Origin of the sequence: Bradyrhizobium australafricanum (genome assembly GCF_020329495.1) — a bacterium.
Classification (GTDB): Bacteria; Pseudomonadota; Alphaproteobacteria; order Rhizobiales; family Xanthobacteraceae; genus Bradyrhizobium; species Bradyrhizobium australafricanum.
On sequence record NZ_JAGKJL010000080.1, the window covers coordinates 20682 to 34375 of the forward strand.

Annotated in this window: 10 protein-coding genes and 1 pseudogene; 6 read left to right on the forward strand and 5 right to left on the reverse strand. The window is 57.0% G+C overall.

Features of this window, described 5'->3' with window-relative positions:
- Window positions 1-310: 310 nt before the first annotated feature.
- A pseudogene (locus tag J6525_RS40575) lies at window positions 311-1345 on the reverse strand (IS110 family RNA-guided transposase).
- 484 nt (window positions 1346-1829) lie between these two features.
- Here J6525_RS40575 and J6525_RS40580 point away from each other — a divergent pair.
- Window positions 1830-3038 carry a TlpA disulfide reductase family protein gene (locus tag J6525_RS40580; RefSeq protein ID WP_225648871.1) on the forward strand — a complete coding sequence of 403 codons (1209 nt, stop codon included), beginning with the start codon at window positions 1830-1832 and terminating at the stop codon, window positions 3036-3038.
- Window positions 3039-3902: 864 nt separating this feature from the next.
- Here the strand turns inward: J6525_RS40580 and J6525_RS40585 are convergent.
- A complete protein-coding gene (locus J6525_RS40585) occupies window positions 3903-4115 on the reverse strand; it encodes a hypothetical protein (protein ID WP_225648872.1) in 213 nt (70 codons plus the stop codon).
- Between the two features lie 781 nt (window positions 4116-4896).
- Between J6525_RS40585 and groEL the strand changes: the two genes are divergently transcribed.
- From groEL to J6525_RS47720, 3 genes are all read left to right on the forward strand, one after another.
- Complete coding sequence (gene groEL, locus J6525_RS40590; RefSeq protein ID WP_225648885.1) at window positions 4897-5778, forward strand: chaperonin GroEL; 882 nt, start codon at window positions 4897-4899, stop codon at window positions 5776-5778.
- A 104-nt stretch (window positions 5779-5882) separates the two neighbouring features.
- The gene (locus tag J6525_RS40595; protein WP_283848680.1) at window positions 5883-6194 is read left to right on the forward strand and encodes a transposase; all 312 of its coding nucleotides are present in this window, start codon (window positions 5883-5885) and stop codon (window positions 6192-6194) included.
- 28 nt (window positions 6195-6222) lie between these two features.
- A complete protein-coding gene (locus J6525_RS47720; RefSeq protein WP_376708632.1) occupies window positions 6223-6360 on the forward strand; it encodes a transposase in 138 nt (45 codons plus the stop codon).
- A gap of 141 nt (window positions 6361-6501) precedes the next feature.
- Here the strand turns inward: J6525_RS47720 and J6525_RS40600 are convergent, their stop codons facing one another.
- A complete protein-coding gene (locus J6525_RS40600; protein ID WP_199805391.1) occupies window positions 6502-6714 on the reverse strand; it encodes a hypothetical protein in 213 nt (70 codons plus the stop codon).
- A gap of 210 nt (window positions 6715-6924) precedes the next feature.
- Here J6525_RS40600 and J6525_RS40605 point away from each other — a divergent pair, with 210 nt between their 5' ends.
- Together J6525_RS40605 and J6525_RS40610 are read left to right on the forward strand one after the other, a co-directional pair.
- Window positions 6925-7176 (forward strand): DUF6471 domain-containing protein, encoded by a 252-nt coding sequence (locus J6525_RS40605; RefSeq protein ID WP_225648873.1) that lies wholly within the window; start codon window positions 6925-6927, stop codon window positions 7174-7176.
- A gap of 2127 nt (window positions 7177-9303) precedes the next feature.
- On the forward strand, window positions 9304-9831 hold the full coding sequence (locus tag J6525_RS40610; RefSeq protein ID WP_225648875.1) for a GNAT family N-acetyltransferase: 528 nt from the start codon (window positions 9304-9306) through the stop codon (window positions 9829-9831).
- Between the two features lie 1435 nt (window positions 9832-11266).
- Here the strand turns inward: J6525_RS40610 and J6525_RS40615 are convergent.
- On the reverse strand, window positions 11267-11950 hold the full coding sequence (locus J6525_RS40615) for a 4'-phosphopantetheinyl transferase family protein (RefSeq protein ID WP_225648877.1): 684 nt from the start codon (window positions 11948-11950) through the stop codon (window positions 11267-11269).
- A gap of 227 nt (window positions 11951-12177) precedes the next feature.
- Window positions 12178-13694 (reverse strand): thioesterase domain-containing protein (locus tag J6525_RS40620; protein WP_225648879.1); only part of this gene is annotated, 1517 nt, incomplete at its 5' end.

A 13694-nucleotide genomic window follows, 5' to 3' on the forward strand; every position in this document is an offset into this window, starting at 1 on the left:
GGCAGACATTGCTTTAGTCGCACCACGCCGCCGGGTTTATGGGTACACGGCCTTCTGTAATGGGCCCGATGATGTCAAGCCTCCCGAGTGAACGTCACGCCGCCGAGCTCATGCTTCTGTCCGTGGTCAACGCCTGGCCGCCACATCATGCTGTCAGAGGGAGCGGCGAGCCTATCTAGATACGCGTGGTTCGTCAGATGACGACCACTGGCCGTGTAACGGCTTCATCGGATCCACAGTCCCGGCGACGGGACTTCGGGCACTGGGCTTCAGTTCAGCCCGGTTGCGTTCTTGATCTCCTCCACGTCCACTATGCTGCGATCGGCCCCGCTTCAGCCCATCGGTAAGTTGTGCCGTCGACCCAGATCCGATGCAGGATCACTGCGAGCTTACGTGCCAGGGCGACTTTTGCGCGCTTCGAGCCTCGCCGCTTGGCGACGTCCATCCCCCACCGCTTAAGTTTTGAGAACCGGGTGATGCGCGATAGCAGAACGTTGGCGGCCTCTTACAACACCGTGCGGACTATCTCGTCACCGGCCAGCGTGATCCCGCCCGTGACGTCCTTTTCTCCCGATTGGTATTTCTTTGGCGTTAGCCCAAACAGCGCGCCGGCTGATTTTGACTTCGTGATGCGATTGGGGTCGTCAATCGCCGATTTGTACGTAATAGCCACCAGGGGACCAACGCCTGGCACTGTCATCAGCCGGCGACAGACCGCATCGTCACGCAAGGTTGCCAGCACAGCCTGGTGTAGCTTTCCGTACTCTGGCTTCAGAGTCGATCGTGCCGAAAGCATCGCCGTGGCTATGCGCTCCAATGTTGCCTGACCCGCGACCAACTCTCGGATCCGCGCTTCGAAGGTTTTTCGCGTCACAGGGCCAACCTTCAGCCCAAAACGACGCAATATCCCGCGGATACTCAATTCCACATCGATAAGCCGCCCAAGAAGCTGCTTGCGCGCAACCAGCAGCGCTCGAATCTCTTGAGCCCCTATCGACTTCGCGTGCAGCGGGCTGAACCATCCCATCCGGATCAACTGGGCAATCCCGCGTCCATCCTTGCGATCAGTCTTCACTGTCACCGCTGACAATGCTGCCTTCATATGCCGTGTTTCCAGCAGAACCGTCTCGAAGCCCGCTCTATTCAGCCCCGCATGCAGCCATTGCGACAGCGGCCCAGCCTCCAGCCCGATCCGCTTCACTGCAAAGCCAAGCGTTTCGAAGAACTCAACTAAGGCGTCGGGTTCGCTCGCGACCTTCGCTTCCTTCAGGATCTTACCCTGGGCATCCACAACGCATACGCTCGACAGTTCCGATGACACGTCAATTCCGGCATAGTTCTCCACGGCTGTCCTCCGTCTCCAGATGCTTGGGACCGACTCAGGTCGTGACCCCGTTTCGTCATCTATCGGGGGACAGCCACCATCATCACCCCTTGCTCGGAGCCGGGCCCATTACGGCATCTAGACTAGTCCCCTTCAGCTTTGATCATTCACAGTCCGCGGCACGCCTTGGACAAGATCGCGACCCGCGATCTCGCTTCGTCCTAGAACAGCATTTCTGAATTTGAGAGTTAAAGATTATTCACTGGACGGAATGCCGCAGCCGCGGAAGTTGAGGGTGATCGACTGCGCAATTGCTTCGTTTAGATGGCTTCAAACATTAGCATCTGATCTCGGAAGATGCGCGCGAAGCAATTTCAAAACAAACGCCTGCCATTTCCACGCCTGATCATACAGGCCGTGCTGGCATAGTCTTTGCTGACGCAACCCCCGACGACAACGAAGCGAATGTGCTGTGTGTCCGTAGTTGGTGTTGTCGTCCGTTGACGTGGATAATCTGGCTGTCTCGTCTAAGGGAAAAAAACTATGGTGTACGGAGTCGTACAAGCTTTGGCAGTTCTGGCGCAAGCGCTTACAATCGGGGACCCGGCTCCCCCGCTCGCCGTTGAGAGTTGGGTGCGCGGACCAGCCGCTAACGAATTTTGAGAACGGCAAAGTCTACGTCGTCGAATTCTTCTCAAGCCGGTGCGGCCCATGTGGCAAGGAGATGTCGCATTTGGTGCAAATACAAAATGAGTACCGAGATCGCGGCGTTGAGGTTATCGGGGTATCGACGGGAGAACCTGGCTCAACCGTTGATGTGGCAAAAGCTAGGTTTGACGGCTGGTTGAACACCAAAGCCCCCAATCTGAATTACAGGATCGCCTTCAACTATACTGGTGAAATGAACGACAAACTCTGGATGAAGCCAAGTAGCTCTCGTGCGATACCTACGTCCTTCGTGATAGACCGTGACGGACGAATTGCCCTTATCGATCATCCGCGACGCCTAGATACTCTGTTGCCGAAGATTCTCGAAGGCAAATGGCGAGACAGCGATGAAGCCAAGGCCGCAGAAGCGGAGCGGATCGTTCGAAATGACCGATTTGAGCACAAATTCGCGATGCTACGCGAGCTCAGATCAGCTGAAAAAGCCGAAAATTGGACTGCTGCGCTTTCCATAATCAAGCAGGCTCTTGCTGCGGAGCCTGACGACATCTTCTTGCGCGCACAACAGGCGGATCTTCTGCTTCATAAAATGCATGACGTTAAAGGGCCTGAGGTCATGCGGCGACTGGTTCGTGATGCGGTGGACCAAAATTCAGAACTTTGGATGATGTTCGCAATCGACGAACTCTTCGGTCAATCGAAGGATAATTCCGACCTTCCCTCGGCCGAGCGCCTCGCTATGGGGAAGGACTTGTCGGAACGTATCCTCAAGCTCAACCCTCCCACCAGTGGCGGTTTGAAAGTCAGATCGTATGAAGCTGTCGCTGAGTACTATCACGCAATCGGCAACAAGGAGCGCGCTATCGAGTTGGTGGACCTAACACTGAGGTCATTGGGCAGTCCGGATGCCATTGAAGAGGACTGGAAGGAAGCAGCGGCCTCGAGATTGGTTCGCACGATGGCCCGCTACAAAAGCGAGAATGTTTGCTATGGCCGCTTTTGCGCGGATCCAAATCAAGCGAGTCCAGAGAGCAACCGGAAGGGGTAGGACCGAGATTGACCGCGCTGAAGTGGGAATGTGATCACATAGGATGGCCTGCACCCGGTTTGGCATGACACGGGGTTAAGCTAATGCGAGAGAATCCGACAGTAGTCGTCTCCGCACTGATCAACGAGTGCTTGATGAAAGACGCCAGCTGTGCCGTCCTTAGGATTACGTTGCCTGACTGCCACCGGCTGCCTGTTTCATACCTCCTGACACCACAGACACAAAGGCCCCGCACGAGCAGTGGGGCCTTTTAGATTGTTGGGCTACGCCCGTTGCCAATGCCTAGACCAAGGCCAGAGGCGGCGTCGATGAAGCTGTTGATCTCGCCGGCAGTGCTGGCGGGTGGATTCGCTCGATGGCGCAAGACCGAACGACAGAGGATGCCGGGAGGCATCCTTTGCATCCGCTAACCGGGTTTAAGCCCGCAAACCCTGCCGCCAATTTGCGCGGATGCGGTGATTGCGGTTATCGAGGTGCCAGGAACTTACAGGTCTCCGCCGAGCTTGAGATTACCAGGCAGCGTGGTGATTGCCGTGTCGCTCAGGGAGAGCCTTCCGCCGACCGTCAGATTTTCCGGCAAAGTCGTGACGCGCGAGCCGACAGAGATCGACGCCTGCCTTGACGGCCGTCTCCATCAGATTGAGATTTCGAGCCCACTCAGTGAGTGACCGCTTTGATGCTGGTGAGAGGTCGGGATCCACCCATCCAAGAGAAGCCCGTCCCAGGCGACGCCCCCCTCCTCCTGCTTGACGCCATAGTCATGATACAACGGCGCCCATTGCGGCTCTCACTCGATAAACTCATCGTTGAGACCATCGTGCACGCGACAGGGTACTTCAGGGTCGAACGTGCTCATTGGCTCCATCATGCGACCTCAGGTCTGCTTTTCCGGTAGGCGTCAATCGCTCGGTTGGCGAGCATGAGCTTGCGCCGTTCACCGGCGAGAACCATTTTGCCTATTGTCCCCACGAGGAATTGGCTCGTCTCGTAGCCGTCGTTGATCTCACCACTGCGCTCAAGGAATTCCCAGGCTATCTGGACCGCGTTTTCAATCAGGACAGGGACAGTCTCACTCATGCTTCCTAAATGCCGCGCCACATGCCTTCGTTCCTGAACGTAGAAGGGCCCCCGCCGGATACGGGGGCCCCTCGAGAACTTGGAGGAGGAGACGCTCCAAGTCCTATGGGGTCGGCGGTTGAAGCCCCGCCGAGGAGACCCAATCGTCAATGTCTGCGGCAATCTCCGCTGTGCGGGCTCGCTTGAGCAGACTGTCCCGCTCAACACCTACCGGCATGGTGGCCGCTCTTCGAGCCAGATCACTGGCAAACGCAGCCAAGCGGTCTTGGAGTGAAGTTGTTTGCTTCGTTCGATTTCGATTTTTAGTCATAGCGCGCTCCTTGTCTGAAGCGGGAGCGTCGTTGCTCTCCACATTTTTGAGCAGCATAATTGGCGGCGAGACTTGCGGCGACAACCTAAGTTTATCTGCGAGATAATTCCTTGAACGAGCTCCCACGCAGCAAGTCTTCGGATGGTCTCAAGCCATGTCGCCTTTACTTTCTGAGTGGCTTACTCAATTCGCTCCTTTGACTAATGACGCTGTCCAGCGCCTCGCGAATCTTGCTTGCGTCGTGCGATTCAAGCCGGTGCCGACCTTGTCCAAATAGACGAGGTCCTTGCCTTCGTGACGGCGAGTACCTTCTTTCCGGCATCGCTCTCGATGCGCCAGACGCCCACCACAGGGACGAGCGATTTTGGCTCTCCGCCCCCCGTTCCTTCGGGAAAAATCGACCTTTGTGGGCTGAGCAGCGAGGCCGGCAACACAAATGCCGCAAGTGCGACTGCCGATATGACTGCTTTGATGCTTGCCGTTCATGACGAACCTCCTTCATGCACGCGACAGAAATCAATTCGACGCGGGCGACGGCTCCGCCACCAGCCAAGCGCAATCAAGAGCGGCAAAGCCATGTTGCAGGACATCGCGATCCTTACTGGCGGCAATTTCATATCCGAGGAACTTGGAACGAAGCTGGAAAATGTCACGCTCCCCATGCTGGGACGTGCCAAGAAGGTCGCCATCGACAAGGACAGCACGACCATCGTCAGCGGCGCTGGCAAGAAGGCGGAGATCGACGCGCGCATTAAACAGATCAGAACCGAAATCGAAGAGACCACTTCGGACTATGATCGGGAAAAGCTGCAGGAACGGCTGGCGAAGCTTTCCGGCGACGTTGCCGTCATCCGGGTCGGGGGTGCGACCGAAGTCGAGGTCAAGGAGCGGAAAGACCGTGTCGACGACGCCATGCATGCGACGCGCGCCGCTGTCGAAGAAGGTATCCTTCCTGGCGGCGGAGTGGCGCTGCTGCGGGCCACAGCGGCGCTTGCGAAACTCAAGCCCGCAAACGACGATCAGCGACACGGCCTGGAAAGCGTCAAGCGGGCGCTCACCTGGCCAGCGCGGCAGATCGCGGAGAATGCGGGAGAAGATGGATCGATCGTGGTCGGAAAGGTGCTCCAGACGAAGGACTATGCCTGGGGTTTCGATGCGCAGACGTCAGAATACGGCAATCTGTTCGCGAAAGGCATCATCGACCCGACCAAGGTCGTAAGGTCGGCGCTGCAGGACGCAGCTTCGATCGCCGGGCTCTTAATCACGACAGAGGCCATGGTCGCCGAAACGCCCCAGAAGAAGAATGGAGCCGGCCAAACCGACCCTGCGGGTCCCGGCGCAATGGACTTCTGAGGGCACATCAGAAGAATCCGAGAAGGGCGAACACCGCAGTCTACCGAGAAAGGCGAGGGTCATACAAGTCCGCATTCGTCCTCCTACACAAGCTGTGCGAAGCAATGGCTGAGGAATTGAAGGGGCGCGTCATCGGTGGCGAGGGCAAAACGGTTGAAGTAGATGGCGGCTATTTTGGAGGTTATGTAAAACCAGCAAGCCAGAAAGAATATCGCCGCGACCGCCGATATGCCCGCAATCAGAATGGGAAATGGAAGGTCGTCGCCGTCCGTGAGCGCGGTGGCAATTCTGTGCCAACAGTGTTTGGCTCTGAGAGCCAAGCCGCCGCTTTCATCCGGGCCCGCATTGCGAAGGGGACTGTCGTTCATGCCGACGAAGCCGCTTCTTGGGACGATTACACGAACGTTTTGAAATGAAACGAATCAACCATCAAGAGCCTACTCCTTGAACGGCGCATGCATCAATCGGGCTGAGGAGTATTTCAGCCGTCTGCGTCGTGCTGAGATTGGTATCCACCATTATGTTGCAGGCGCGTACTTGCTCCGATACGCGCAGGAGTCCTCATGGCGTGAAGACAACTGAAGGGCGTCCAACGGCGATCAGGTAAACCGGATCGCGGCTCTCGCAACGAGGCGCGGCCGGGCTGGCCTCGCCAACCCGCTCCACGCCTTTCCCCTCGGGGTTGTCGAGGCTGTGCTGCACCGCAAGGGCGATACCTGCACGTCATCCCCGGTCGCGTCCTCGACGGCATGGTAGAACCGCCTTCGCCAGCTCCGTGGTGGTCATCGGCTCCGTGGCCGTCCTGAGCACGTCCAGCGCCCGCCTGTAGAGGGTGACGCGCTTGAACCACTGATTGGGCTTCCGCCGCTTCACCGCGATCCGCCCCCGGTTGTACATGGGGTCCAGCATCTTGATGACGGCCTCAACGTGCCGCATCTGCTCACTCAGGGCGTCGTGCTGAGTCCGGTATCTGCCTAGCTCCATATGGAGCCGTTCAAGGGTATTGATGGCCGGTCGGGTGCGAGGGTCTTTCGTCGGTCTGCCGCGCATTGCCGCATCCTATCGAATATGATGGCTAACGGATATGACCCGAAGTCAAGGCCGGTCTATCATATTTGTTAGCTCACGGAATCGATAGGAGATGCCATGGTCCTACCCAAGGCGGAAGAGGAATGGGGGCAACGAACCAGTGCCTTCCTCAAAGCGGAAATGAAGAAGGCCGACGTGACCTATGCGGACTTGGCCAAGCGGCTGAAAAAGCACGGTCTGAAGGATGAGACCGAGGCCGGGATCACCATGAAACTCAAACGGGGATCGTTTACTGCCATCTTCTTTCTTGCGTGCGTTGCAGCGCTAGAGCTTGAGCAAGTGGTGCTAGAGGACACCTTAGCGCCTTGAGGCGTTTTCAGATCGTTCCGTGATCGAGACGAAACATATTGCTGGTCCTCGCACGGGATAGAGTGCAGGTTTGCCTCTATCGCCGGACGGCCTTTCGGCATCTATCAGTGACGAGATCGCTGTCAGTCACCGCGCTCCCGCCTCGCCCAAGTAAAGCAAGTGGAGTGCGCAATGCCTGAACTGCCACGTTTCGAATCCCATTCGGTCCCGGCACGCATTTGCCTTGGCATTGCGGCTTTCAGTACTGCCATGCTCGTCCTCATAACCCTCGTGGCGTTTGGGCCATAATACCGGAAAAGTACGAGTTTGCTTCACCCGGACTCGACTTCTCTAATGGGCTGGCACTTTGGTGACTCGGGATTTGAAGTCGTGGTCTCCGAGCGCATTCCAGTTAGCGAATTTATGCCGCGTGCAATGGTGACGCGCCGAGCGCTTCCTGCCGATGCCGCATCTTCATGAAGGCGACGGAAGCAGAGCGCTGAATCGCCGAAGCCGCAGCGTTGGAGAGCAACTGCAGGCGGAAGGCTCCATAAGCTGCCGATTGCCACGCTATTCGCCGCATTATTTGCGAAAAATGTGAATTCACTCCCAGCGGGCATTTATCCGGCCAGAAATAGGACGAAACGAGAGCTAAATCGCTGCTCTCGCTACAAAAATGAGCACTCACAAAGGACAAGGAACCGGCAAAAATCAGCGGTCCCAGACCGAGGCGAAAGCACCGGCCTGATGGAACCGATGCTCGTCTCCGAAAGCTCGGGACGCCGAACCCAGCTCGCCGACCTCTCGGTCGAACTGGAGGCAAAGTCGGCCGCTTTCAGCACAGCCTATCCAGGGGTGTTCTGATCTCCCTGGCTAGGCTCGTACGTTCGACGAGCAACCTGATCGAGGGGCACGACACTCACCCGATCGATATAGAACGCGCACTCAAGCACGACTACAGCGCCGACCCCAAGAAACGCGACCTGTAAAAGGAAGCCATCGCCCATATCGCCGTACAGCAGTGGATCGATGAGGAAGGCCTCAATGGTCGCGCGACGATGCAGGACGCACCGACACCATGCCCGACGGGAGGCTGATGACGCCGGCGTGACGGAATAGATCGGAGCCAATGTCGTCTCGTCCGAGCGCCAGCAGCTACACTGCGGCTTCGTCAGCTTTTCGAAAGCTTGCTCTGGTAGGATGTCTGCTCAGGTGAGCTTGGACGTAGGCTGCGTGGACCCGCACAATTGTGATCCATCAAATGTAACAGTTTGGTCGCAGGTGCAGCATGCCACCTCGGAAGAGCAGCAAGAGGGATCGGCGAGGCAAAGACGTTTGAGCCGTTCTTGGCGACGGCGCTCCCAGCCAGCACCGGTACCTTCCTCATCAGTCTGAAGAAAACCGGCGCCGAATTGATGACGCGACTATAATGCTGCGGCTCGGAATCATTAAAAGGGGCACATTAAAGCCGTATACCACCGAACTTCATCGATCGCGGGCATGTTCTCCGCTTTCGACGTCAAGCGTTCGATCTGCGCAATCATCAATCCTATCGCTCACGTCAACGATTCTAATAACCGAATGACGAAGGCGCCGTTGATTAATCTTCGCGTTTGCTGCGAGCCGGCTGCTCGCGTCGATTCCGCCCAGGGCCCCTTAGAGGACGACGAGAGTTTCATTGAAATGATGACTCGTGCCAATAGGCGCAGCGAGACCGCCCTTGACCAGCATCGCCCTGCTCTTCGCAGATTCTCCGAGGCGCTTATTCTAGAGGGCCAGACAATATCTGGACTGGACCACGACTCGCGGGTCAGGTCCGCGAGAAGGCTGTTCCCGCGCGACAAGAACCTCATCTCCGCGTTAAATTCGTTTCGTGCTGCGGAGCTCTGCGCTAAATTTGGTTCGTGATGCGGAGCGCGCCTTTCGCTCTAGGCGCTTCGAGCGGGCAGCTGAGCATTGCAGCCTAGGCGGAGTGGTCTTCCATAGTCATTTGCACGGCTTCGGTCGGGCTGGACGACACGGCACGTGACCACCTATTGCATTCAAGAGCATGTCGCTCTGATCGAAACTCGCTATTGCCGTGGCGTTGGCAATTAACCTACCGTCCGACCTAGCCGGCGGCGATCGGCTCGCTCTGTCCGAAATCAGATGACGGACGATATTCAGGTACGGCGCATCGGCGCCGACGAAGTGGATAAGCGTTTGGAGCGTCTCGCCGACATCCTCATTGACTGCGTCGCCAACGGCGACTCGGTCAGCTTTCTGCCACCGCTAACTCGACGACGTGCGCTGGTGTATTGGCGTAGCGTCGCGGACGCGGTCGTTTGCAATGGATGCGCGTTATTAGCTGCGGAAGATGGCGCAGGTCAGATTGTTGGCACAATCCAGATGGTACCTGCCGCGTCTGAGAATCAATTGCATAGCGCTCGGGTCGTCAAAGTCCTAGTTGAAAGAAGTGCACGCCGTCGCGGCATCGGGCGCCGGCTGCTCTCGGCTGTCAGCGAGTTAGCACGAAAGGAGGGAAAGACGTTGTTGACGCTCAGCACTACCACAGGTTCTGCTGCCGAGCGGCTTTACGCCAGCGAGGGATGGCAGCGGGTGGGTATCATACCCGGGTGTGTGCTCGCCCCTGACGGAACATATCGCTCGGCGACCTTCTTCTACAAACATCTGTGATACTTCGTAGCTGGGTTCGCGCTTGCTATTCACAGACAAGATCTGTGGGGCATCGTCCTGTTAAATCATCATCGTCGGGCAGCATCGCTAACATTGCAGCTTTGTTTATGGTTTTGTGAACAACAACGACTTGGGCTCGACGATCGGGACAGTAGCGTTCATTTGCAGCTCTGGTTCTCATTCTACTTCCATAGCGCAGCGGTCGCGAAGGTTGAAGCAATCCCTACCAATGCGCTTGACATACTGACCCGCTCCTAACGACCTCGCCTTGAGGTTTCAAGGTGGTGTTATGTCGCCGCAACCTCAATATGGGAGGCGAAGGCGATAAGCCAACCATGGAACGAGCTTCAGAAGCCATCGGACTATTTTGCTGCTCGAGCAGCCGTTGCATGAAGTGTGCGAGCCAGGCGAACGATCGCAATAAACTTTCGTATCGCTACGTGCCCCCCTTGATGTGCCCAATCCTTACCAAGGTTCGATTGAGCCGCGGATCACGATCCTCTTAGCTGCATGTGCGGCTGGCCACAGCGACATCTCATTCGTCTTCGCCGGCCTCGTCAACTGATAGCTAATCAGGAGGTCGCGAATTCTATTTTTCGTCGGAATGGCAGCCTTCGCCGAGACGTGGATGGAGATACTGATGGAACCATTTGAGCTGGCGTGGTGCGAGTTCGAATACCAACGGGCTCTCAGATGCCTCGAAGAGAGGGAGAACGGGGCGGACGACGTCTGATCCCAGAGCGTGGAGATTCAGCTGTTCTAATCCGTCATGCGGGAGGACCTATGGGCCAACCACTCTATGGCGGCGCAGGCCACGCACGCCACGAGCGGCGATACAGCGACCGAAAGCTCGTTCAAAAGAATTAAAGACTAGCCAATACGATCCCGATCAGAAGACCATCACCAAGCAGCGTAAAGGCGGCCTCGAGCACGATGCACCGATGGGGTGCAAGACCGTCCGCTCGATTGCGGAAGAGGCAATCGTCGTTGCGTTCCGCAAGAACACCTTGTGAACCGCAAATTCATCGAGAAGACAGTGCTTGCGCCGGCAATTTCTTGCCCTGACTTGATCAGAACCTGTGCCTGACTGATGAGGCTGCCCGAATCTATATGCGCGTCGCAACAGAGTTATGACCAAATTCAAAGCGACGCTCGGGATTTTGCGCTTCAAGGCGCTTCTCGCCAGGTCGCAGGTTACCAGCAATGCACGAGCGAGCAGAAAAGCGCCCGTTAAGGGAAAGAAAGCAACGTCTCAAGTGCTGGACGGGCGACGGGCGGCTTTTGTTGTGCGGACATCGTGGGCGGGATGCACTTTGCCCGACGGCCAGCAGCACCTCCAAGATAAGCCGGAGCGAAGGGCTACGCAGTGGAGCCAGGGCTAGCCGCCTGCGTTACCTTGCACTCCATCAGCCGCACGGTTACCCCTCCGACCGGATCAAGGAACGCGCGAACGAGCTAGGGTATCGATTGCTTTAGGGGCTGACTGCTGATCTTGGAGAGGCTCGCCCACTTCATTCGGCCGCGAATATGCCACCCCGATTACATTCTTAGAAATAAGTAACTCGAGCAAAAACGTGCGATTTGCCTTGGACACGTGTCCTGATCGCGCAAAGATGTCAATTTCCACGTCCTGGAAGTCAAGAAACTGGCGATCCATTGGAAAACACGCCTTATATACTGCCTCTTTCAAAACGAAGAGATCCCGCCGCTTGAGCGTGTGTAGATCGTACATTCGCTGCTCATGAGGAGTGGCAATCAATTCGATCAGGTTCTCCGGCAGAGGTTCATTAGGCTCAATGTCGACGCCGAGAGCTGCAATGCTTTTCGTTCCTGCAATAGCGGCGGCGGCTACCGTATCGTGGTGCGCCAAAGATCCGATCACGCCGGCTGGCCAGATCGGAACACCAGAGCGCGTCTTCAAGATTGCCCTCGGTGGGAATCCCAATTGCCCAAGAAGTGTTCGGGCAGCTACTCTTGCGGCAGCGCTTTCGCGGCGGACTTTGGCAACGGCGCGTCCCATAGACATAACTTCGGAAGCGTACAGGGTGGATTCGTCGCAGCGTTCTATCGGACGGATGCCGACCATGATGTTCTGTTGATCAATTGTAACAATCTCCATTATTTGGTCCCACTAGCCTTTCGAACATTTTAGTGTCGATCAGAGGGACGACGGTCGCCCACACGTCGACCGCTTCTGACCTGCGCCTGAATTTGACCGGGATCAGTTAGAGTCTCAGGAGTTTTGCAGAGACCGAAGTCTGACCCACCGGGCGCTTTCCGACTTGTGGAGTATTTGGGGCTCGAGACTGACCTTCGAACCCAAGTTTTTCCAGACAAAGTTCTTGCCTATTTAACAGTCCCGATGAGCGCCCTTGAAATGGCCCGAGCCAGAACTTGCCGGTTTTCTGGATTGTTGACCATTGTCGCGTGGTTGCCTGGCATCGGTACCGCATGAATGGCCCCGGCATCCAAAACCAAGTCCCAACCCTTGTTTGGCGAGTTTGCCTTGCGATGCAGTTGTTCGTCAGGTGATAGCCCAGGGCTGACAAGAAGCTCACTGGCATAAAACTGATGTATCTCAATCGGGAGCGACGGAACTCGGTACGATTGTAGCGCCTGGTGAAATCTCGCGGCCCTTTGATACATCGAAACATCGCTGTGGAGATCGTGATCTGGAGGTAACGCTCCTATTTGCTGGGCCTTTTCGAGCAACTCAGAAATCGAACATTGCTCCGTGTATCCTTCGAAAACCTCGCCGCATTCATCGCGCAAGATTCCACAACGCTCCAGAACAAATTCTCGAGCCAAATTGATATGTGATGCGTTTGAAGTATCTGCAGGTGAACTAACATCGATGAACGCCATGAATGATACAACTTCATCGATGCGCAGTAATTGCTCGGCAATTGCATAAGCCAGGACTGCACCTGATGAGTATCCAGCAAAGCGATATGGGCCCCGTGGCTGGATCTCTTTAATCGCAAGGATTACCTCTGCGGCCATCGCTTCAAGGGTTGGTGAGCAAACGTCATTGAAGGGCGGCCAAGGCAGAGCGTAGACGGGGCAATCTACATCCATTTCCTCCACCAGAGCGAGGACATAGGAACAATCTCCAAAACCTGTGGGGACAAAGAAGAGCGGTGGCTGCGATCCGGTTGATCGAACGGAAATTACCCCTCGGCTACTGGGCTGTGGCTCCACATGAATTTTTGATGCAAATTCCTTCAGAACAGGGGCTTGGAAGAGGTCGGCGGCGCTAAAGCTCAGCCCAAGTTCTAATGCTCGACTGAGCATCTGCACGGCCAAGAGCGAGTGGCCGCCCAGTTCGAAGAAGTGGTCGTGGCGCCCGATGCGCTCGACACCAAGGAGCTCGGCCCAGATCCGCGCCAGCGCCGTCTCGACCGCGCCCTGCGGCGCCTCATAGGCCGCCAGCGCATAGGCCTGATCGGCCGGCGCCGGCAGTGCGTTCCGATCGAGCTTGCCATTTGGCGTCAGCGGCAGCGCCGCGATCGGCACGAACGCAGCCGGCACCATGTAGTCCGGCAGCCGCGCACTCAAGTGCGCACGCAAGGCGCCCGCAAGCCCGCCTCCATCGCCCTCGCCCTCACCGGCCTCGGGCGCGCAGACCACATAGGCGATCAGATGCTTGTCGCCGGCGCGGCTCTGGCGCGCCACCACCACCGCCTCGCGCACAAAGGCGTGCTCGCAAAGCTTTGCTACGATCTCGCCCGGCTCGATGCGGTAGCCGCGGATCTTGACCTGGTCGTCGTTGCGGCCCAGGAACTCCAGATTGCCGTCCGGCAGATAACGCCCGAGGTCGCCGGTCCGGTACAGCCGATCGCCCTCGACAAAGGGACTGGCGA